This window comes from Saccharothrix stipae, from assembly GCF_054781895.1.
Map to the genome: position 1 here is coordinate 40,780 of NZ_BAAGTN010000025.1, position 19,905 is coordinate 60,684.

General features: G+C 72.0%; 21 protein-coding genes. 7 read left to right on the forward strand and 14 right to left on the reverse strand.

The genetic code is table 11. From position 1 onward, the window contains the following. Window positions 1–61: 61 nt before the first annotated feature. The gene (locus ACYVLT_RS36615) at window positions 62–907 is read left to right on the forward strand and encodes an SMP-30/gluconolactonase/LRE family protein (RefSeq protein WP_461124750.1); all 846 of its coding nucleotides are present in this window, start codon (window positions 62–64) and stop codon (window positions 905–907) included. 16 nt (window positions 908–923) lie between these two features. On the opposite strand, the gene ACYVLT_RS36620 is transcribed toward ACYVLT_RS36615, so the two are convergent. After that, on the reverse strand, window positions 924–1,694 hold the full coding sequence (locus tag ACYVLT_RS36620; protein ID WP_461124751.1) for an MBL fold metallo-hydrolase: 771 nt from the start codon (window positions 1,692–1,694) through the stop codon (window positions 924–926). Window positions 1,695–2,063: 369 nt separating this feature from the next. Between ACYVLT_RS36620 and ACYVLT_RS36625 the strand changes: the two genes are divergently transcribed. Together ACYVLT_RS36625 and ACYVLT_RS36630 are read left to right on the forward strand one after the other, a co-directional pair. Next, window positions 2,064–2,723 carry a polysaccharide deacetylase family protein gene (locus tag ACYVLT_RS36625; protein ID WP_461124752.1) on the forward strand — a complete coding sequence of 220 codons (660 nt, stop codon included), beginning with the start codon at window positions 2,064–2,066 and terminating at the stop codon, window positions 2,721–2,723. Further along, window positions 2,720–4,021, forward strand: a complete 1,302-nt coding sequence (locus ACYVLT_RS36630; protein WP_461124753.1) for an extracellular catalytic domain type 1 short-chain-length polyhydroxyalkanoate depolymerase — start codon at window positions 2,720–2,722, stop codon at window positions 4,019–4,021. Before ACYVLT_RS36625 ends, ACYVLT_RS36630 begins: the two co-directional genes overlap by 4 nt. 74 nt (window positions 4,022–4,095) lie before the next feature. Here ACYVLT_RS36630 and ACYVLT_RS36635 read toward each other — a convergent pair whose 3' ends face one another. The 7 genes from ACYVLT_RS36635 to clpS form a co-directional block, all read right to left on the reverse strand. Further along, window positions 4,096–5,046 carry a PLP-dependent cysteine synthase family protein gene (locus ACYVLT_RS36635; protein WP_461124754.1) on the reverse strand — a complete coding sequence of 317 codons (951 nt, stop codon included), beginning with the start codon at window positions 5,044–5,046 and terminating at the stop codon, window positions 4,096–4,098. Window positions 5,047–5,094: 48 nt separating this feature from the next. After that, complete coding sequence (locus tag ACYVLT_RS36640; protein ID WP_461124755.1) at window positions 5,095–5,367, reverse strand: MoaD/ThiS family protein; 273 nt, start codon at window positions 5,365–5,367, stop codon at window positions 5,095–5,097. Between the two features lie 71 nt (window positions 5,368–5,438). Beyond that, on the reverse strand, window positions 5,439–5,894 hold the full coding sequence (locus ACYVLT_RS36645; RefSeq protein WP_461124756.1) for a M67 family metallopeptidase: 456 nt from the start codon (window positions 5,892–5,894) through the stop codon (window positions 5,439–5,441). Between the two features lie 51 nt (window positions 5,895–5,945). After that, window positions 5,946–6,482, reverse strand: coding sequence for a DUF2231 domain-containing protein (locus ACYVLT_RS36650; RefSeq protein WP_461124757.1), 537 nt, complete (start codon window positions 6,480–6,482; stop codon window positions 5,946–5,948). Window positions 6,483–6,717: 235 nt separating this feature from the next. Beyond that, window positions 6,718–7,281, reverse strand: a complete 564-nt coding sequence (locus tag ACYVLT_RS36655) for a P1 family peptidase (protein WP_461124758.1) — start codon at window positions 7,279–7,281, stop codon at window positions 6,718–6,720. Further along, window positions 7,281–7,838, reverse strand: a complete 558-nt coding sequence (locus tag ACYVLT_RS36660) for a DUF2017 domain-containing protein (protein WP_461124759.1) — start codon at window positions 7,836–7,838, stop codon at window positions 7,281–7,283. Before ACYVLT_RS36660 ends, ACYVLT_RS36655 begins: the two co-directional genes overlap by 1 nt. Continuing rightward, complete coding sequence (clpS, locus tag ACYVLT_RS36665; protein ID WP_360451854.1) at window positions 7,835–8,134, reverse strand: ATP-dependent Clp protease adapter ClpS; 300 nt, start codon at window positions 8,132–8,134, stop codon at window positions 7,835–7,837. The genes ACYVLT_RS36660 and clpS overlap by 4 nt, the downstream gene beginning before the upstream one ends. A 76-nt stretch (window positions 8,135–8,210) precedes the next feature. Between clpS and ACYVLT_RS36670 the strand changes: the two genes are divergently transcribed. Both ACYVLT_RS36670 and ACYVLT_RS36675 read left to right on the forward strand, forming a co-directional pair. Beyond that, complete coding sequence (locus ACYVLT_RS36670; protein WP_461124760.1) at window positions 8,211–9,485, forward strand: nicotinate phosphoribosyltransferase; 1,275 nt, start codon at window positions 8,211–8,213, stop codon at window positions 9,483–9,485. An 8-nt stretch (window positions 9,486–9,493) separates the two neighbouring features. Beyond that, window positions 9,494–10,063, forward strand: a complete 570-nt coding sequence (locus ACYVLT_RS36675) for an isochorismatase family protein (protein ID WP_461124761.1) — start codon at window positions 9,494–9,496, stop codon at window positions 10,061–10,063. 181 nt (window positions 10,064–10,244) lie between these two features. Here ACYVLT_RS36675 and ACYVLT_RS36680 read toward each other — a convergent pair whose 3' ends face one another. From ACYVLT_RS36680 to ACYVLT_RS36690, 3 genes are all read right to left on the reverse strand, one after another. Beyond that, the gene (locus tag ACYVLT_RS36680; RefSeq protein WP_461124762.1) at window positions 10,245–10,904 is read right to left on the reverse strand and encodes a hypothetical protein; all 660 of its coding nucleotides are present in this window, start codon (window positions 10,902–10,904) and stop codon (window positions 10,245–10,247) included. A gap of 130 nt (window positions 10,905–11,034) precedes the next feature. Then, on the reverse strand, window positions 11,035–12,198 hold the full coding sequence (wecB, locus tag ACYVLT_RS36685) for a non-hydrolyzing UDP-N-acetylglucosamine 2-epimerase (RefSeq protein ID WP_461124763.1): 1,164 nt from the start codon (window positions 12,196–12,198) through the stop codon (window positions 11,035–11,037). A gap of 254 nt (window positions 12,199–12,452) precedes the next feature. After that, complete coding sequence (locus ACYVLT_RS36690; RefSeq protein WP_461124764.1) at window positions 12,453–13,232, reverse strand: choice-of-anchor P family protein; 780 nt, start codon at window positions 13,230–13,232, stop codon at window positions 12,453–12,455. Between the two features lie 370 nt (window positions 13,233–13,602). Between ACYVLT_RS36690 and ACYVLT_RS36695 the strand changes: the two genes are divergently transcribed. Next, entirely contained in the window at window positions 13,603–14,178 is a 576-nt protein-coding gene (locus ACYVLT_RS36695; protein WP_461124765.1) for a biotin transporter BioY, read from the forward strand. 164 nt (window positions 14,179–14,342) lie between these two features. Beyond that, window positions 14,343–16,370, forward strand: coding sequence for an ATP-dependent DNA helicase (locus ACYVLT_RS36700; RefSeq protein WP_461124766.1), 2,028 nt, complete (start codon window positions 14,343–14,345; stop codon window positions 16,368–16,370). A 136-nt stretch (window positions 16,371–16,506) separates the two neighbouring features. On the opposite strand, the gene ACYVLT_RS36705 is transcribed toward ACYVLT_RS36700, so the two are convergent. From ACYVLT_RS36705 to serB, 3 genes are read right to left on the reverse strand one after another with little or no spacing between them, the layout of a single operon-like run. Further along, a complete protein-coding gene (locus tag ACYVLT_RS36705; protein WP_461124767.1) occupies window positions 16,507–17,916 on the reverse strand; it encodes a phospholipase D-like domain-containing protein in 1,410 nt (469 codons plus the stop codon). 25 nt (window positions 17,917–17,941) lie between these two features. Beyond that, a complete protein-coding gene (locus ACYVLT_RS36710; RefSeq protein ID WP_461124896.1) occupies window positions 17,942–18,631 on the reverse strand; it encodes a peptidyl-tRNA hydrolase in 690 nt (229 codons plus the stop codon). Between the two features lie 14 nt (window positions 18,632–18,645). Next, window positions 18,646–19,863 (reverse strand): phosphoserine phosphatase SerB, encoded by a 1,218-nt coding sequence (gene serB, locus ACYVLT_RS36715; RefSeq protein ID WP_461124897.1) that lies wholly within the window; start codon window positions 19,861–19,863, stop codon window positions 18,646–18,648. Window positions 19,864–19,905: the final 42 nt, after the last annotated feature.

Here is a 19,905-nt window from a genome sequence, read left to right on the forward strand (position 1 = left end):
ACGCGGTCCGGTTCACGGCGTTCGCCGGTGGCGTGCCGGGGCGTGACCGTAGGCTGTGCCGGTGTCGATCGAAGTGGCGGTGCGGGCCGAAGCCGAGTTGGGTGAGGCCCCCACGTGGGACCACGCCAGCGGAACGTTGCTCTGGGTGGACGTCCTCGGCAACGAGGTGCACCGCTACAACCCGTCGCGCGACGACGATGCCGTGTTCGAGGTGCCGCAGCACGTGGGCGCGGCCAAGCCCCGGTCCGGCGGCGGCATCGTGGTGAACCTGCGCGACGGCGTCGCGGTGATCGACCGCGACGGCGTCAAGACTTGGCTCGTGTACTGGGCGCGTGAGGGCGTGCGGGGCAACGACGCCGCGGTCGACCCGGCGGGGCGGCTGTGGGCGGGCACGATGCGGTACGACGAGGATCCCGGCGGGTGGCTGGCGCGGATCGAGCCCAGCGGTGACGCGAAGGTCGTGCTGGACAAGGTGAGCGTCAGCAACGGCATCGGCTGGAGCCCCGACGCCACGCTCATGTACTACGTCGACTCGGCGGAGCGGCGGATCGACGTCCTGGACTACGACCGCGCGACCGGTGAGGCGACGAACCGCCGTCCGCTGGCCGAGGTGCCGCGCGGGTTGCCCGACGGCCTCACCGTGGACGCGTCCGGTGCGGTCTGGGTCGCACTGTGGGGCGGGGCGGCGTTGCACCGGTACACGCCGGACGGTGCGCTGGACCGGGAGATCGAGCTGCCCGTGGGTCAGCCGACGGCGGTCTGCTTCGGCGGCCTGGACTTCACCGACCTCTACGTGACGACCGCCCGGGTCGGGTTGAGCCAGGACGCGTTGAGCGAGTTGGCCGGTTCGGTCCTGGTGATCCCCGGCGCGGGTGAGGGCCTGCCGTCCACCGCGTTCGCGGGCTAGCCGAACGCCCCGGCCGTCAGAGGGTGTAGGTGGCGCCCGGGGTGGCGAGGGTGACCGGGCCCGCGAAGGACTCGGTCGCGTCCCGCAGGACGCCCTCGCGGTCCGACCACGGCAGCACGTGGGTCAGGACCAGCCGGCCCACGCCGGCGGAGGTGGCCACCTCGCCCGCCTCGCGCCCGCTCATGTGCAGGTAGTTGGCCCGGCCCGCCTGCTCGCGCCAGGCCGAGTCGGCCAGCAGCAGGTCGGCTCCCCTGGCCAGCCGCACCAGTTCCGGGCACGGCACGGTGTCGCCGGAGAACACCAGCGACACGCCCTCGTACGAGATGCGGAACCCGTAGGCCTCGCAGATGTGCCGCATGGCGGCCACCTCGACGTCCACCGGGCCCACGGCGTACCGACCGGGCGCGAGCGGCACGAAGTCGAACGTCTCGGCCAGGTCCAGCGCGGTCAGCTCGGCGGCGTCGGCGGCGTGCGCGGCGGCCAGGCGGGCCGGCGCGTGCGACGGGGCCAGCACCGGCAACCGGCGCTCCCTCACGTCGTAGGGCGGCTCGGGGTGCTCACGCCGGTGGACGGTGAGCGAGCTGAAGTCGGCGCAGTGGTCGAGGTGCAGGTGCGACAGCAGCACGGCGTCGATGTCGAACGGGTCGCAGTGCCGCGTGAGCGGGCCGAACACGCCGCTGCCCAGCTCCAGCACGATCCGGACGCCACCCGCTTCCACCAGGTACCCGGAGGTGGGCAGATCGGGCCCCGGCGCGCTGCCCGAACACCCGAGCACCGTCAATTGCATGGGCGGAACGATAGCAGCCGGCGGGACGGCAAAAATGCGGAAAGACCAACCGGTTCCCACCCCTTGAATGAACCGACCCCAGGTTCACTCGAATGCATCAACCGAGGTCACGGACCGTGCCACCGCCTGCGGTCCTCCGAAGCGTGGCCGAACCGCGACAATTCCGCACCCGGATGGTAAACGAACCGGTAACCGTCTTCGGTGAATACGGTGCCGGACAAATGGGCGTTGCCCCAGCTCAACAGGCCATTTGAGACTCGCAACATTCACGAAACCCGTTGTCCGCGACCACCTGGTGAACACATAGTGGCGACAACTCTCGCCGTGATCCTCAAGGAGGAGGGAATGGTCTTGAGAACCCTTCTGGCCGTGGCACTGCTGTTTGCCGCGCCGCTGTTCACCACGCACGCCGCCGGTGCCGCTCCGGCGCCGAAAGCCGGTCCGGTCGCGCTCGCCTGCAACGGTTACGTGGCGCTGACCTACGACGACGGCCCCAACGGGCAGTACACCCGTCCCCTGCTGAACGCGCTGCGTTCGGCCGGCGCGCGGGCCACGTTCTTCGACCTCGGCTCGCGCGTGCAGCAACAGCCGCAACTGACCCGCGAGACCGCGCAGGCGGGCATGTGGATCGGCAACCACTCGTGGTCGCACCCGTACCTGACGAACCTGAGCGCCGCCGCCGTGGCCAAGGAGTTGAACGACACCCAGAACGCGATCCGCAACGCGACCGGGCAGGCGCCGACGCTGTTCCGCCCGCCCTACGGCGCGACGAACGCGACCGTGCAGAACGAGGCCCGCAAGCTCGGCCTGACCCAGGTCATCTGGTCGGTCGACACGCAGGACTGGAACGGCGCGTCCACCGACGCGATCGTGCGCGCCGCGACGAGCGCCAACGCGGGCGGGATCGTGCTCATGCACGCGAGCTACCAGAACACGGTCAACGCCGTGCCGCGCATCGTGCAGGGTTTGGCCGCCAAGAACCTGTGCCCCGGTCGCATCGACAACAGCGGGCGGGTGGTGGCTCCGTGAAGGTCCTCGGCGCGGTCGTGACCGCCCTGGCCGCGACCGCGGCCCTCGTGCTGGCCCTCGTCGCCGCACCGCAGGCGTCGGCCGCCACGCTCACCGAGGTCACCGGCTTCGGCACCAACCCCAGCAACCTGCGCATGCACCTGTACGTGCCGGACCGCACCCAGGCCAGGCCGGGCGTGCTGCTGGCCGTGCACTACTGCACGGGCACCGGCCCGGCGTTCCACTCGGGCACGGACTTCGCCCGCCTGGCCGACCAGTACGGCTTCATCGTGATCTACCCCTCGGCGACCCGCAGCGGCCAGTGCTTCGACGTGTCGAGCCCGCAGGCGCTGCGGCGCGACGGCGGCAGCGACCCGGTCGGCCTGGTATCGATGGTCCGGTACGTGCTCCAGCGCTACAACGGCGACACCGGCCGGGTGTTCGTCACCGGCGTCTCGTCCGGCGCGATGACGACGAACGTCATGCTGGCCAACTACCCGGACGTGTTCGCCGCGGGCGCGGCGTTCGCGGGGGTGCCCGCCGGCTGCTTCGCCACCACCGACGGCTCGGGCTGGAACAGCGCCTGCGCCAACGGCCAGGTGCTCCGCACGCCGCAGGAGTGGGGCAACACCGCCCGCGGGATGTACCCCGGCTACAGCGGCACGCGGCCGCGGGTGCAGGTCTGGCACGGCACCGCGGACGACACGCTGCGGTACCCGAACTTCGGCGAGACGGTCGACCAGTGGACCAACGTGCACGGCCTGTCCACCACGCCGACGTCCACCGACAGCCCGCAGTCCGGCTGGACGCGCTCCCGCTACGGCGACAAGGTCGAGGCCATCTCCATGCAGGGCACCGGCCACAACCTGCTGGGCTCCGGCATGGCGTTGCGCGCCATCCAGTTCTTCGGCCTGGACCGCCCCGTCGACACCACCACCACGACCACCAGCACGTCCACGACCACCACGACCACCACCAGCACCATCACGACTCCGCCGGTGTCGAACTGCCGCGTGACCTACACCGTCAACGCCTGGAACACCGGCCTGACGGCGAGCGTCACGATCGCCAACACCGGCACCACGGCCGTGAACGGCTGGACGCTCGCGTTCACCCTGCCCAACGGGCAGGCGATCACCGGCGGCTGGAGCGCGACCTACTCGCCCACCAGCGGCATGGTCAACGCGACCAACGTCAACTACAACGGCACGATCAACCCGTCCTCGTCGGTCGGGATCGGCTTCCAGGCCACGCACGGCGGCAACACCGAGAAGCCGAGCTCGTTCCGGCTCAACGGGATCCCCTGCACGGTCGGTTGACAAGGGAGAAGGGCCCCGCGATGACGCGGGGCCCTTCTCCGTCTCCCTGGCCTCAGGCCCAGAGCTCCTCGGCCTCAGGCCCAGAGGTGGCCGTCGAGCCGCTCCGCGGCCTCGTCCAACGTGCCCGCGTACGCGCCGGTGGACAGGTACTTCCAGCCCGCGTCGGCGACCACGAACGCCACGTCCGCCGACTCGCCGCGCACCGCCGCCTTCTCCGCCGCGGCCAGCGCCGCGTGCAGGATCGCACCGGTGGAGATGCCCGCGAAGATGCCCTCCACCTCCAGCAGCTGCCTGGTGCGGCGCAGCGCGTCGTACGAGCCGACCGAGTAGCGGCCGGTCAGCACCTCGGCGTCGTACAGCTCGGGCACGAAGCCCTCGTCCAGGTTGCGCAGGCCGTACACCAGCTCGCCGTACCGCGGCTCGGCCGCGATGATCTGCACGTCCGGCTTCTGCTCGCGCAGGTACCGACCGACGCCGACCAACGTGCCGGTGGTGCCCAGGCCGGCCACGAAGTGCGTGATCGTCGGCAGGTCCTTGAGGATCTCCGGCCCGGTGCCGTGGTAGTGCGCGCCCGCGTTCGCCGGGTTGCCGTACTGGTAGAGCATCACCCAGTCCGGGTTCTGCGCGGCCAGTTCCTTCGCCATCGCCACGGCCTGGTTCGAACCGCCCGCCGCGGGCGAGTACACGATCCGCGCGCCGTAGGCCTGCAACAGCTGCTTGCGCTCGGTGGAGGTGTTCTCCGGCATCACGCACACCAGGCCGTAGCCCTTGAGCTTGGCGGCCATGGCGAGGGCGATGCCGGTGTTGCCCGAGGTCGGTTCGAGGATCGTGCGGCCCGGCGTGAGCACGCCGGCCCGCTCGGCCTCCTCGATCATCATCAGGACCGGCCGGTCCTTGATCGAACCGGTCGGGTTGCGGTCCTCCAGCTTCGCCCACAGCCGCACGTCCTTCGACGGCGACAGCCGGGGCAGCCCGATCAGGGGCGTGCCGCCGACCGCGTCGAGCAGTGACTCGTAGCGGGCCACGGTCCAGTCCTCCGAGGTGGATCCGGTGGGGTGATCCGGCGGGGTGGGTCAGCCGCCCGCGACGGCGGGGAGGATCGTCACGGTGTCGCCGTCCTTGATCGCGGCACCCAGGCCGCCCGCGAACCGCACGTCCTCGTCGTTGACGTAGACGTTGACGAACCGGTGGAGCGCGCCCTCCTTGACCAGGCGCTGCTTCAGGCCACCGTGGTTGGTCTCCAAGTCGTCGATGATCTCGGCGAGCGTCGCGCCCGCGGCCTCGACGGACTTCTGCCCACCGGTGTGGGTGCGCAGGATCGTGGGGATGGAGACGATGACGGCCATGCTGGTACCTCCGAGGAGCCGGGTTTGGTGAGAGTCGTGCCACGAGCGGTGCGCGGGCGCACCTGGAGGGCTCAGGGACAGTCGGGCGTGTCGTCGGCGCCGGTGTGGGCGAACATGTACGACTCCACGACCTCGACCGGCTCTTCGGTCACCACGCCGTCCACGATCCGGTAGGAGCGCAGCTCGTGCTGCTCCGGGTCACGGGTCGAGATGAGCACGTAGTGCGCCTGCGGCTCGCTCGCGTACGAGACGTCCGTGCGGGACGGGTACGCCTCCGTCGCGGTGTGCGAGTGGTAGACGACGACCGTCTCCTCGTCGTTCGCGGTCATCTCGCGGTGGACGCGCAGCTGCTCCATCGAGTCGAAGCGGTAGAACGTCGGCGAGCGCTCGGCGTTGGTCATCGCGACGAACCGCTCCGGGCGGTCGGAGCCCTCGGGGCCCGCGATGATCCCGCACGCCTCGTCCGGGTGGTCGCGACGGGCATGAGCCACCATCGCGTCCACGAGGTCACGGCGAATCACCAGCACACCTCCATCCTACGTGGTGGGGGAAGGTGTCCCGGTTGGTGAGAACCCGCACTACACCGGTTCGCGCACGCCTTCGAAGACCGCTCGGTGGACCTTCGGGTCGGTCGGGTGGACGCCCAGCAGGCCGCCCGCGCCGAGCGCCGCCAGCCCGAGGGCGGAGGCGCCTCTGGCCATCAGGCCGAACCCGTGACCGCGCAGCCGGAACGACGTGAGGTAGCACACCGTCGCCGCCGCGTTGGCCGTCAGCTGCACGAACGCCGCGCGCCGCTCGTTCTCGGCCAGCGTCCCGTACTCGGCCAGCTCGGTGGCCAGCGCCGCGGGCGCGATCGCCAACCCGGCCCCGATGAACGCCCGGGCCGCCTTGCTCCCGCCCGGCATCAGGTCCAGCGCCGCCGACGCCGCGTACAGCCCGATCGGCAGCGCCACCACCGCCGGGTGCACCGGCCGCCCCATCGCCCGCGTGCGCAGCAGTTCGGTCACCTCACGGCGCCGCAGCGCCGCGGGCACCGCCTCGGCCAACGCACCGGCCGCCTTGCCGACCGCCGGACTGGTCCGCACCCACTTCAACGCCTTCCGCACACCCGCCATACCCGCCGGTTACCCCTCCGACCCGCGAGTCGAACACTCCCACCCCGCGTGTCCTACCTCCAGAACACGAGAGTCCAACACTCAGAACGCGAGAGTCCAACGTTCAGAACGCGAGAGTCCAACACTCAGAACGCGAGAGTCCTACCTCCAGAACGCGAGAGTCCAACGCTCAGAACGCGAGAGTCCAACGCTCAGGACCCCCGAGTTCAACGCTCAGGACCCCCGAGTTCAACGCTCAGGACGGTTGGACCGCGCGTTGCAGGGCGTCGGCGGCGGTGGTGCACAGGTCGTTCAGCGGGGTGTCGGTCGGGCGGCCGGTGGCCACGGCGAAGACGGTGGCGGGGACCGTGACGCCCGCCCGCGTGAAGCCGTCGTGCGCCGACATCGCGACCCTTCGGCATTCCGCCGGATCCAGGTCGGCGTCCACCACGACGAGGCCGACCGCCGTGCCACCGACGTGGGCCAACGCCGGCACGTCGACCGGGACAGCTGCCTCACAAGCCGCGTAACCATCACCCGGCACGAGCCCCAGGGCCTGCGCCGCGGGCACGATCGGCACCACCTCGAACGGCCGCGCGCCCACCGGGAACCCGTGCCCCCGCTCCGCCAGCCACCGCACCACGCCGTCGACCGCCGCCGGCCCGCCCAGCACCACCGCGTGCACCCGCCGCACCAGCGTCGACGGGTCCAGCAGGTCCAGCTCACGCGTGCCGACCGGCGCGCCGCGCACGTCGACCCCGGCCACCGCGCCGGCGGGCGTCAGCAGCACCGCGACCCCCGGCACGCGCCCGACCAGCATCAGCTCATGACCGCTTCGACCAGCGTCTCCTGCACCCACGTCAGCCAGTGGTACACGCCCAGGTGCGGCGACCGCGGGTCGTCCGGCGGCAGCTCGTCCGGCATGTCCTCCTGCACGTCCAACGCCGTGCCCAGCGCCAACCGCACGTCGTTCAACGCCGACAGCCACGCCTCGGCCTGCTCCAACGCCAGCCGCACCTCACCGCCACCGGGCGGGCACGTCTCCAGCACCACCGCCGCGACCCCGGTCTTCACGTCCAGCAGCTCCGGCTCGTGCAGCGACCGCAGCGCGTTGGCCGAGTCGACCTCGCCCGGGTCCGGCGCGTCGGGGTCGAGCCGGTGGAAGTCGGGCAGCAGCCGACCCAGGATCGGGTCGTCCGGCGGCGTGGACGGGCCGGTGCGGATGCCGGTGAGCTCCGCCAGCTCGTCCTGCGGCGCCTCCTCGGCACGTGCCAGCAGCATGTCCTGGATCTGGCTCACCAGGCCGCGCACCACCGCGGCCTCCTGCCGGTCGAACCGGCCGAGCACCTGGTCGCCGGTGCGTGTCCACTTCTTCACGACGAACGCTGCATGGTCGCCCAGAGCCCGGCCGCGTGCAGCTTGGCCACGTCGGCCTCCACCTTGTCCTTGGTCCCCGACGACACGATCGCCCTGCCCTTGTGGTGCACGTCCAGCATCAACTTCGTCGCGTGGTCGCGGCTGTAGCCGAACAGCTTCTGCAGCACGAACGTCACGTAGGACATCAGGTTCACCGGGTCGTTCCAGACCAGGGTCTGCCAGGGGCGGTCCTCGCTGCGGACCTCCTCGCCGGCCGGGTCAACCTGCGTCCGCTCATGCTCGACGGGCGTGGTCATACCGCCAATGGTGTCATGTTCCCGTGCGTGGTGGAGCCCGCAGGGCCCCGGTGTTGGACGGCTTAGGCTTCGCCCCATGTCGATGTCCCTGTTCACCGACCACTACGAGTTGACGATGCTCGCCGCGGCGCTGCGCGACGGCACCGCCGACCGGCCGTGCGTCTTCGAGGTCTTCGCCCGGCGGCTGCCGGAGGGCAGGCGGTACGGCGTGGTCGCCGGCACCGGCAGGCTGCTGGACGCGATCGCCGACTTCACGTTCACCGAGCGTGACCTGGAGCTGCTGGAACGCACGAACGTGGTCGACCAGGCCACCCTGTCGTGGCTGGCGGACTACTCGTTCACCGGTGACGTGGACGGCTACCCGGAGGGTGAGCTGTACTTCCCCGGGTCGCCGATCCTGTCGGTGCGGGCGCCGTTCGGCGTCGGCGTGGTGCTGGAGACGCTGGCGCTGTCGATCCTGAACCACGACAGCGCGATCGCGTCGGCGGCGGCCCGGATGGTGGGTGCGGCCAACGGCCGGCGGATGATCGAGATGGGGTCGCGCCGCACGCACGAGGAGGCGGCCGTGGCGTCGGCGCGGGCCGCGTACCTGGCGGGGTTCACCGCGACGTCGAACCTGGAGGCGGCACGGCGGCACGGCATCCCGACCGCCGGGACGTGCGCGCACGCGTTCACCCTGCTGCACGACAGCGAGGAGTCGGCGTTCCGGTCGCAGGTCGAGACGTTGGGCGTGGACACGACGCTCCTGGTGGACACCTACGACATCACCAACGGCATCAAGACGGCCGTGGAGGTCGCGGGGCCGTCGTTGGGGGCGGTGCGGATCGACTCCGGCGACCTGGGCGTGCTGGCCAGGCAGGCGCGCGACCAGCTGGACTCGTTGGGCGCGCGGAACACCCGGATCGTGGTGTCGGGCGACCTGGACGAGTACTCGATCGCGATGCTGCGGGCGGAGCCGGTGGACGCGTACGGCGTGGGCACGTCCCTGGTCACGGGGTCTGGCGCGCCGACCGCGGGCATGGTCTACAAGCTGGTCGAGGTGGCCGGGCGGCCGGTGGCCAAGCGCAGCTCGCTCAAGGAGTCGCGCGGTGGGCGCAAGAACGCGCTGCGACGGCACAAGGAGACCGGGACGGCGTTGGAGGAGGTCGTGTTCCCGCACGCGGAGGAGCCGTCGATGGACGAGCACGACCGGCTGCTCCCCGTGCCGATGATCCGTGCTGGACAACGGGTGGACGGCCTGGACACCCTGGCGGAGAGCCGGGAGCGGTTGCGCGCCGCCCTGGTGACCGTGCCGTGGGAGGGTCTGAAGCTGTCCCGCGGCGAACCCGCGATCCCGACGACGTTCCTGTAGGGGGTCTGATGAGCAAGGCGCTGATCGTGGTGGACGTGCAGAACGACTTCTGCGAGGGCGGCTCCCTGGCGGTGGCCGGTGGCGCGGCCGTGGCGGCGGCGATCTCGGCGCACGTCGCGTCGTCGTCGTACGACCACGTGGTGGCGACCCGTGACTACCACGTGGACCCGGGGTCGCACTTCAGCGAGACGCCGGACTTCGTGGACTCGTGGCCGGTGCACTGCGTGGCGGGGACGGCGGGGGCGTCGTTCCACCCGGAGTTGGACGTGACGGCGGTGCAGGCGGTGTTCTCGAAGGGCGCGTACGCGGCGGCGTACTCGGGGTTCGAGGGCGCGTCCGGGGCCGGTGAGCAGCTGGTGGACTGGCTGCGGGCGCGTGGGGTCGAGCAGGTGGACGTGGTGGGCATCGCCACCGACCACTGCGTGCGGGCGACCGCGATGGACGCGGCCGGGGCCGGGTTCGCCACGACCGTGCTGCTGGACCTGACGGCGGGTGTGGCGCGGGCGACCGTGGACCACGCGTTGACGCAGCTCGGTGCGGCGGGCGTGACGTTGGCGGGTGCGCCGCACGTCGGCTGATGGCGCCCGTGCGGGTGCCCGGAGCGTTCCGGTTCCGGGCACCCGCACGCGCGTCGCGGTGTGCTGAGCGTTGAACTCGGGGGTCCTGAACGTAGGACACGCGCGTTCTGAACGTAGGACACGCGCGAGCTGGGGGTAGGACTCTCGCGAGTTGGAGGTAGGACTCTCGTGGTGGGTGGGGTCAGGGGGTCGGGGAGCAGGCGGTGGCGCCGAGGATGACGTCGCCGGTGGCGGTGGAGGCCTCGGTGAACCGCAGGTGCAGCAGGTTCATCGCGATGCCGCCGTCGTTCGGCTCGGGGAACAGCGTCTCGCCGAACGTCGCGGTGGCCAGCACCGTGCCGTCGCCGGACTTCACCTCGTGCACGTAGTTCGCCGGGATCTGCTCGGGCAGCCCGGCGAAGCCGTACAGGCCGTCCGCCGCCCAACCGGCGTTCGTGCCGGTCTCGACCCCGGTGCAGGTGATCTTCCACTTGGCCACCCGCAGCCGGGGCCCGCCCGCCGACATCAGGGCCGACAGCTCGAACTCCGTGCCGATCGCCTCGGACGTGGTCTTGGTGGTGTTGTTCGCCGGGTCCACGACCACCGTGGTGCACGACGACGTCCCGGCGCCGAACCGCACACCCTGGCGGCTCACCGCCTCGGACCGGTTCGACGTCGTGCCGTCCACCGCGCACGCCGCCAGCGGCGGCACGCTGACCTGCGTGCCGTCCTTGGTGAACTCGGCGGAGCCGACCGACGCCACCCCCGCCGGGTTGGTCGCCCACGCGGGTGGGGCGGCGACCAGGCCGAGCACGAGCGCCGCGGTCACCGCACCGACCCGGCGCGCTCCGATCTGCTTCATCGTGTTGCCCTCCTGCTCTTCCTCGAAGAGGACTATCGAGCCCGGGCCGCCGCGACCCGACGATCTAGACCGCACATCACCCGCAAGAGCAAAGACCGATACCTGATCGAGTGACCGACGACCGGTGCCGTCAGGACGGGATGCGCACCGGCAGCGGCGCACTGGCGAAGTCGGTCGGCAGGCCCACGAGCCGCTCCAGGGCCCCTCGCACCCGCGCCGCCGCACGGCCGTCGCCGAACGGGTTGTGACCCACCGGCAGCCGCAGCCGCGCGCCGAGCACCCAGCCCGCCTCGGCCACGATCCGGATCGGGTCGGTGCCGACCAGCCACGCGCAGCCGGCCTCCACCGCGGACCCCCGTTCGGTCGTCTCGCGCAGCACCAGCACCGGCACGCCGAACGTCGGCGCCTCCTCCTGGATGCCGCCGGAATCGGTGAGCACCAGCACGGACCGGCGCAGCGCGCGCACCAGGTCGGAGTAGTCCAACGGCTCGGTCACCACGATCCGCTCGTGCCCGCCGAGCACGTCCCGTGTCGCCGCACGCACCCCCGGGTCGGGGTGCACGGGCAGCAGCACGCGCACGTCGGGGTGCCGGTCCGCGATGGCCCGCACGGCGCGCAGCACGCGTCGCAGCGGCTCGCCCCACGACTCCCGCCGGTGCACCGTCACCAGCACCAGCCGTTCGGAGCGCTCGTCCAGCACGCGTTCCAGCAGCGCGAGGTCGGGGTCGCGGGCGGGCAGGTCGGCGGCGGCGACCTGGCGCACGGCGTCGACCACGGTGTTGCCGGTGACCACGATCCGGCGGTCCGCCATGCCCTCGCCGACGAGCGCCGCGGCGTCGTCGTCGGTCGGCGCGAGGTGCAGGGTGGCGATCCGGGCGATCATCTGCCGCGTGCCCTCCTCGGGGAACGGTCCCGCGAGGTCGCCGGTGCGCAGACCGGCTTCGAGGTGCGCCACGGGGATGCCGCGCCAGAACGCGGCGAGCGCCCCCGCCAGGGCGGTGGTCGTGTCGCCCTGGACGAGGACGACGGCCGGGTCGCGGGTGCGCAGCAGCCGGTCGAACTCCCCTACCAGGCACGCCAGCAGCTCGGCCTGGCCGCCGGTGGCGCGCGGCGCGTCCAGCTCGACGTCCACGGCGAGGCCGAACGCCCGCAACGCCTGCTCGACCATCCCCGCGTCCTGTCCACTGTGGACGATGATCGGCCGGAGCACCGGGTGGTCGGCCAGCGCCAGCGCCACCGGTGCGATCTTGACCGCTTCGGGCCGGGTGCCCGCGAACAACACGACTTCCTTCACCTTGCTCCTTTCTCGGAGGTCCCACGGGGTGCGGCGCCCCGGAGCGTGCCCTGGGGGCAGGCAGGCTCCGGGGCGCACGCGCGCTACTCGCCGGCGGGCGCTCGTCGCCCGCGGACCGCGCGGGTCGGCGGCGGGCCGGTCACGAGGAGCGCAACACCGGCCACCACCCACCACGCGACTCCGGGGCCGGTGGCCGCCGACGAGCCGGTTCCCGTGCCGACCGCTACACCGCCGCCGGGGATCGGGGACATGCCTCAGCCCGCCCCGAGCTCGTGCCGGCGGCGCAGCGCCACCGCGCCGACGGGCACGCCGAACAGGGTGAGCAGGCCGAGCCCGATCCACAGGCCCGCGCCCGAGGCCATCGCGGTGGGCAGGCCGGCGGGACCGCAGGTGGCGGACGAGAGCACCAGGTCGCCGGTGCCGACGGAGCCGACCAGGGTGAGGCGGACGGCGTTGACGGTGAGGCTGCCGTCGGTGTTGCGCACCTGCTCGTTGAACACGACCTTCGCGACGTCCACACCGAGGAGGTCGAGGTCGACCGCGGTGTTCGGCGCGGGTTCGACGTCGAGGTCGGGGCCGGGGTAGAGGTCGGCCAGCCTGCTGAGGTCGAGCCCGACGAGCCGGGACTTGCCGGTGAGGCCCTTCTGGGTGGCCGCGCACTCGGCTTCGACCAGTTCGGCGGACATGCCGCCGGTGACGGTGCGGAGCAGGTCGAGCCGGACGTCGGCGGTGCCCGCCCGGGACCCGACGCCGCCGGTCTTGTCGTCGCGCGAGGCGGACGCGGTGGTCACGCCGGTCTTGAGGACGTTCGGCAGGTCGACGGCCGCGAGCGTGTCGGCGATGGGGCCGTTCGCGTCGGCGGCGGCGAACGGGCCTGCCGAGACCGCGTCCCGTCCCGGCAGCGAGAGGTCGAGCTCCACGCCGCGGGCCGAGGCGTCTCCGGGCGCTGCCGAGGCCGGCGCGGCGCCGACCACCAGCGCCGCGATGGCGACCAGTCCGGTCACCGCCGCGTGACGAGTCAGTCCCCCACGCATGGAGCTCCTTCCTCGAACCGGTTGACCGTGCAATTTCCCCCTATCGGCGTTCAACCAGTGGTGTTGAAGGTTGCTGACCGTAAAGGGGGACGCCGTCCACTCGAACCGCCCAACCACGGCCACCAACGGTGGGTCATCAGCCCGAAAGTGCTTCACGTTGTCACCCGATCCGGGGGTGAGGTTCGCCCTCCGCAGGCCCGATGACCATCAAGCAGCCCTATCAGGCGATCCCCGATCGGGAGGGCATTCGTTCGGTGGCGTCCGCCGCGGGTCCTGCGTGAGATGGCCAACTTTGTAGAGCTTCGACAAAGACCGAACCTGTGATCGCCGGTTAACCTCCCGGGGAAGTCGATCCTCTGGGAGGTCCCAAGTGTCCGTCCTCGCCGTTCCCGGCCGTCGCGCGGTGCTCGCCGACCTGGTCCCCGGCGCGCTCGCGCGTGACATCGCCCTGGTCGTGGCGGGCGCCGGGTTGACCGGCCTGGCCGCGCAGGTCGCGTTGCCCGTGCCGGGCAGCCCCGTGCCGATCACCGGCCAGACGTTCGCCGCCCTGCTGGTGGGCGCGGCGCTCGGGTGGCAGCGCGGTGGTGCGTCGATGGTGCTGTACCTGATCGCGGGCGTGGCCGGGGTGCCGTGGTTCCAGGGCGGGTCGTCGGGGATGCCCGCGTCGCTCGGGTACGTGGTCGGGTTCGTGTTCGCGGGTGCGCTGGTCGGGCACCTGGCGGCGCGCGGTGGCGACCGGACGCCGTTGCGGACCGTCGGCACGATGGCGGTGGGCAACCTGGCGATCTACGCGTGCGGCGTGCCGTGGCTGATGGCCGCCGCGGGCGTGGGCCTCGGCAAGGCGCTGCAACTGGGCGTGACGCCGTTCCTGCTGGGTGACGCGCTGAAGATCGCCCTGGCCGCCGGCCTCCTGCCCGCCACCTGGGCCTTGATCAACCGCAAGTAACCCCGCGAGTCGAACCTTCACGTCGCGCGTGTCCTACCTCCAGAACGCGCGTGTCCTACGTTCGGAACGCGTGAGTCCTACGTTCAGGACACCCGAGTTCAACGCTCGGAACGCGCAGGCGGGTCCGGACCGGGATGACGGGGTGGGCGGGTACGGTTTTCGCCGTGCCCGCCACCACCGCGATCCCCGACACCAGGACGTTGCTCGCCGTCGCCGTGGAGGCGGTGGGTGGAGCGGAACGCGAGGGCCAGGTCGACATGGCCGAGGCGGTCGAGCGCGCGATCCGGACCGGCGAGCACCTGGCCGTCCAGGCGGGCACCGGGACCGGCAAGTCGTTGGCGTACCTGGTGCCGGCGCTGCGGCACGCCGTGGCCGAGGAGTCGACGGTCGTCATCTCCACCGCCACGATCGCCCTGCAACGCCAGCTCGTGGACCGCGACCTGCCCAGGCTCGCCAAGGCGTTGCGCAAGGAGCTGGGCCGCGAACCGCGGTTCGCCATCCTCAAGGGCCGCCGCAACTACCTGTGCATGCACCGCCTGCACACCGGTGCGCCCGACGAGCCGGAGGAAGCGGGCCTGTTCGACCCGTTCGCGGTGTCCAAGATGGGCCGCGAGGTCAAGCGCCTGCACGAGTGGTCGTCCGACACCGAGACCGGCGACCGGGATGAGCTCGTGCCCGGCGTCACGGACCAGGCGTGGCGTCAGGTCTCGGTCACGGCGCGTGAGTGCCTCGGCGTGAACAAGTGCCCGATCGGCGTGGACTGCTTCGCGGAGAAGGCACGTGCCGAGGCGGGCCGGGCGGACGTCGTGGTGACCAACCACGCGATGCTGGCCGTGGACGCCTTGGAGGGCTACCAGGTCCTACCCGACCACGACGTGGTCGTGATCGACGAGGCGCACGACCTGGTCGACCGGGTGACGTCGGTGGCGACGGAGGAGCTGAGCGCGTCGCTGGTCGCCACGGCCGCGCGGCGTTGCGGGCGGTTGATCGACCAGAACGTGGCCGACCGGATGGCCGAGGCGAGCGACGGTCTGGCGATGATCCTGGAGGAGATGCCGGTGGGCAGGCTCGACAGCCTGCCGCAGGCGTTGGCCGGTGCGTTGCGGGCGACGAAGGACGCGGCGCACGCGTGCATCACGTCGTTGGGGCCCGATCGCAAGGAGGACGTCGACGGCGCGACGTCGCGCAAGCTGGCGCTGTCGCTGCTGGACGACGTGCACGACTGCGCGACGCGGATCCTGGACGCGTTCGACGAGGACCACGACGTGGTCTGGGTGTCGGGTGACTTCGCGGACCGCAACAAGGCGCCGTCGCTGCGCGTCGCGCCGTTGGGGGTCGGTGGGCTGCTGCGGGAGCGGTTGTTCGGGAAGCGGACCACGGTCCTGACGTCGGCGACCTTGACGTTGGGCGGCACGTTCGACACGTTGGCGCGGCAGTGGGGGTTGCCGGCAGCGTCGGGTGTTCGCAAGGCGGAGGGGACGGCGACGGACAAGGAGCCGCCGTCGGACGTGAGCGGGCCGCGGTGGACCGGGTTGGACGTCGGCTCGCCGTTCGAGCACGGCAGCAGCGGGATCCTGTACGTGGCGCGCCACCTGCCGCCGCCGGGGCGTGACGGGTTGCCACCGTCCTATGTCGACGAGATCGAGGGTCTGGTCAACGCGGCGGGCGGACGGACGTTGGGGCTGTTCTCGTCGATGCGTGCGGCGAAGGCGGCGGCGGAGGCGTTGCGGGGCAAGGTCGACTACCCCGTGCTGTGCCAGGGTGACGACGCCACGGGGCAGTTGGTGAAGCGGTTCGCGGAGGACGCGCGGACGTGCCTGTTCGGGACGTTGTCGTTGTGGCAGGGGGTGGACGTGCCGGGGCCGTCGCTGTCGTTGGTGGTGATGGACCGCATCCCGTTCCCGCGGCCGGACGACCCGTTGGCGTCGGCGCGGCAGAAGGCGGTGGAATCGCGGGGCGGCAACGGTTTCCTCACCGTGGCGGCGACGCACGCGGCGCTGCTGCTGGCCCAGGGCGCCGGGCGGCTGCTGCGTTCGATGAACGACAAGGGCGTGGTCGCCGTCCTGGACTCGCGCCTGGCCACCGCGCGTTACGGCGGGTTCCTGCGTGCCTCGCTGCCGCCGTTCTGGACGACGTACGACCCGGAGGTCGTGCGGGCGGCGCTCAAGCGCCTCGACGCGGCCCACAACTGAGCGCCGAAACCGCAGGTCGCGTGTTCTGAGCGTTGAATTCGGGTGTTCCGAACGTAGGACACGCGCGTCCTGAACGTAGGACACGCGTGACGTGAACGTAGGACTCTCGCGTTCTGGAGGTAGGGCTCGCGCGGGGTTAGCCGTCGACGAGGAGGCCGCGGAGGGGGCCTTGGAGGCGGCCGGCGCGGCGGGAGACGCCGGGGAGGGCGGTCAGGCGGTGCTTGCCGGAGGCGGCCAGGGTGGGGCGCCAGAGGGTGTCCACGACCTCGTGCGCGGGAGCGGAGACGTCGGAGATCGGGCGTTGCAGGTGTTCGGACCACAGGCGCAGGCGGGTGTCGCGGGCGACGGCCGGGTCGTCGGTCACCAGGTTGACCTCGGTGTCGTTGAACAGCGAGTGCTCGTTGAGGTTGGCCGAGCCGACGCTCAGCCACCGGTCGTCCACGATGGCCAGCTTGGCGTGCACGTAGACCGACGAGGACGTGGCGCCGTCGTGCGAGGACAGGGTGGCGGCGACCAGGCGGTGGTTGCCGTCGTCGGCGTCCAGCAGACGTCCGAGCTGGCCACGGGTGGTGTCCGCGCCGTTGCTCGGCTTGCGCGGCAGGACCAGCACCACGCGGAAGTCCTCGGTCGGTGGCTTGCGGAGCTTCGAGATCAGGATCTCGGTGATCTCGGGTGACCACAGGAACTGGTTCTCGATGTAGACCAGGCTCGTCGCCGAACGCAGCGCGCGCAGGTACGAGTCGAGCAGGCTGAACTCGCCGCGCGAAGCGAAGTCGTAGGTGCGCTCCGGGATCGTCCGCACCAGTTGGGCCGACGACGAGCCGGCCGGGGGTGGCGGTGCGACGGCGGGCAGCTGCTCGCCGGCGATCTCCTGCCAGCGCTGCCGGAAGTGCTCGGCAACGTCGGCGACGATGGGCCCGTGCAGGCGCGTCCCGATGTCGTGCCAGCCCAGCGGTTCGCGGGGCGGGTGCTCGGCGGTGTCGTGGCGGTCGCCCTCGACGGCGGTCAGGTCCATCCCGCCGACGAACGCCACCTCGTCGTCCACCACCACGATCTTCTCGTGGTGGCAGTGCATCGTGCGCTCGCGCGCGTCGATCTCGCACCGCACCGCGCTGTCGCGGGTGAACTCACGCCGGCTCGCCAGCACCCGCTTGCGCGTCGGCTCGAACATCGGCACCGGCGGCCCCGCCCACAGCAGCACGCGCACCGGCACCCGGGACGCGGCCGACGCCAGCAGCTCGCGCAACGTCGGCGAGCCCGGCTCGCGGGTCAGCCGGAAGTCCGGGCTGGCACACCACCCCGCCAGGTGCACGGACTTGCGCGCCGACGAGATCGCCGAGGCGATGGCGGGCAGCACCTCGTGCCCGTCCACCAGCACCTCGACCCGGTTGCCGGTCCGCACCGGCCGTCGCGGCGTCCACCAGCCGGCCTCCGGCGCGAACGCCGAACCCCATCCCAGCTTGCGCAACCGTCTGGCGTGGTGCGCGCACAGCAAGCTCTCCAGCCCGTCACCGAGCTTGGCATCCAGCACGTCCAACAGGCCCACGCCGGGGATGGTTACCGCAAAACGGTCAACCGAAACGTCGGTTCACGGCGACCGTGGCGGTTCCCGGCTCGACTTCGGTGAAACCGGCGTCCCGAACCACCACCACGTCCGGGTGCGCCACCAGGGCGTCCCACTCGGCCGCGGCCGGTGTCCGGACGGCGCACCGGTAGTCCAGCGACGCCCACTCCTTCAGCTCCGCGTCGGACAGGTGCGGTGCGAGCAGCATCGTCGCGTGCCCCACCTGGGCCGCCGCCTTGCCCGCCGTCATCTCGACCCGCGGGTTCAGCCAGAGCTCGCAGGCGCCGGCGGGGACCGGGCCGGGGGTGTCGGGCGGCAGCTCGCTGCCGGAGATCTGCAACCGGCTCAGCTCCTTGGGCAGGTCCACCACCCGCCCCGGCACGAAGGCCCGCGCCGACGCGCCGCCGACGGTGATGGTCACGCCCGGCAACGCCTGCACGGCCTCCCAGTGCGCGCCGCGTGCCCGTCGCGTCACCTTCCGGATCCGCCCGTCCACCCACGCCGCCACCTCGTCGTGCCACTCCCCGCCCGGCAGGGCGCGGTCGTCCAGGCACACCGCGATGGCCGCGGCGGCGGCGGCCTCCAGCACCTCGGTCCTCGACGGCGGCGCGGACCGCTCGATCCGCAGCACCACCGGCATCGCCCGCACCGACTCCGGGTCCTCCGAGTCGGTCGCGTAGTGCCGGTCCACCAGCATCCGCAGGATCGGGTTCACAGCCGGTTCAGCTCCATGCCGTCCGCCGCGTCCGCGGCCTCCACCTCCGCACGGGTCACGCCGAGCACGAACAGCACCGCGTCCAGGAACGGGTGGGACAACGCCGTGTCCGCGACCTCGCGCAACGCGGGCTTGGCGTTGAACGCGATGCCCAACCCGGCCGCGCCCAGCATGTCGATGTCGTTCGCGCCGTCACCCACGGCGACGGTCTGCGCCAGCGTGATGCCCTGCTCGTCGGCGAACCGCCGCAGCGCCACCGCCTTGCCCGCCCGGTCCACCACGTCGCCGACGACCCGACCGGTCAGCTTGCCGTCCACGACCTCCAGCTCGTTGGCCGCGCAGAAGTCCAGCCCCAGGTCGTCCACCAGCCGCTGGATCACGCGGGTGAAGCCGCCGGACACCACACCGCAGCGGAACCCGAGCCGCTTGAGCGTCCGCACCGTCGTGCGCGCGCCCGGCGTCAGCTCCAACGACTCCGCGACCTCGTCCAGCACGGCCTCGTCCAGGCCCGCCAGCAACGCCACCCGCCGCCGCAACGACTCGGTGAAGTCCAGCTCGCCCCGCATCGCCGCGTCGGTGATCTCCTTGACCTGCGGCTCCACCCCGACGTGCGCGGCCAGCATCTCGATCACCTCGCCCTGGATGAGCGTGGAGTCGACGTCGAACACCACCAGCCGCTTGGCCCGCCGGGTCAGCCCGGCCCGCTCCACCGCGATGTCCAGCCCGCCGCGCACCGCCACCTCGGCCAACGCCGACCGCAGCTGCGCGTCACCCTCCGGCGTGTCGTCGGCCACGGAAACCCGCAGCTCAAGGCCGGTGACGGGGTAGTCGGCGACACCCCGGATCGCGTCGATGTTCACGCCGAGCGCCGCCAGCCGCCGCGCCACCTCGGTGAACGCGCGGGCCGTGACCGGGCGGCCGAGCAGGATCAGCACGTGGCTCGACTCCAGCCGCGCGGTCCGCTTGGAGTCCGCGCCGATCTCCACCTCGACGTGCATGGACACCGTCGCCATGGCCTGCTCGACGGCCTCCTGCAACCCCTCCGGGTCGTGGTCGGCCGCGACGAGCACGCCGAGCACCAGCCGGCCGCGGATGACGACCTGCTCGACGTCGAGGATCTCCACGCCGTGCCTGGTCAGCACCGCGAACAACACCGAGGACACCCCCGGCTTGTCCGGTCCGGTGACCGTGATCAGGACGGGTGTGGCGCTGATGTTGACCCCGCTGGGCTTGGTCACTGATGGCTCCTATGCCAG

Bases quoted from the DNA above. Each gene is read 5' to 3' on its own strand.
- ACYVLT_RS36620 (WP_461124751.1), bottom strand. From the start codon at position 1,694: ATGCAATTGACGGTGCTCGGGTGTTCGGGCAGCGCGCCGGGGCCCGAT.
- ACYVLT_RS36640 (WP_461124755.1), bottom strand. From the start codon at position 5,367: ATGGCCGTCATCGTCTCCATCCCCACGATCCTGCGCACCCACACCGGT.
- ACYVLT_RS36650 (WP_461124757.1), bottom strand. From the start codon at position 6,482: ATGGCGGGTGTGCGGAAGGCGTTGAAGTGGGTGCGGACCAGTCCGGCG.
- ACYVLT_RS36655 (WP_461124758.1), bottom strand. From the start codon at position 7,281: ATGCTGGTCGGGCGCGTGCCGGGGGTCGCGGTGCTGCTGACGCCCGCC.
- clpS (WP_360451854.1), bottom strand. From the start codon at position 8,134: ATGACCACGCCCGTCGAGCATGAGCGGACGCAGGTTGACCCGGCCGGC.
- ACYVLT_RS36670 (WP_461124760.1), top strand. From the start codon at position 8,211: ATGTCGATGTCCCTGTTCACCGACCACTACGAGTTGACGATGCTCGCC.
- ACYVLT_RS36675 (WP_461124761.1), top strand. From the start codon at position 9,494: ATGAGCAAGGCGCTGATCGTGGTGGACGTGCAGAACGACTTCTGCGAG.
- ACYVLT_RS36680 (WP_461124762.1), bottom strand. From the start codon at position 10,904: ATGAAGCAGATCGGAGCGCGCCGGGTCGGTGCGGTGACCGCGGCGCTC.
- ACYVLT_RS36690 (WP_461124764.1), bottom strand. From the start codon at position 13,232: ATGCGTGGGGGACTGACTCGTCACGCGGCGGTGACCGGACTGGTCGCC.
- ACYVLT_RS36710 (WP_461124896.1), bottom strand. From the start codon at position 18,631: ATGCTGGTGGACCGGCACTACGCGACCGACTCGGAGGACCCGGAGTCG.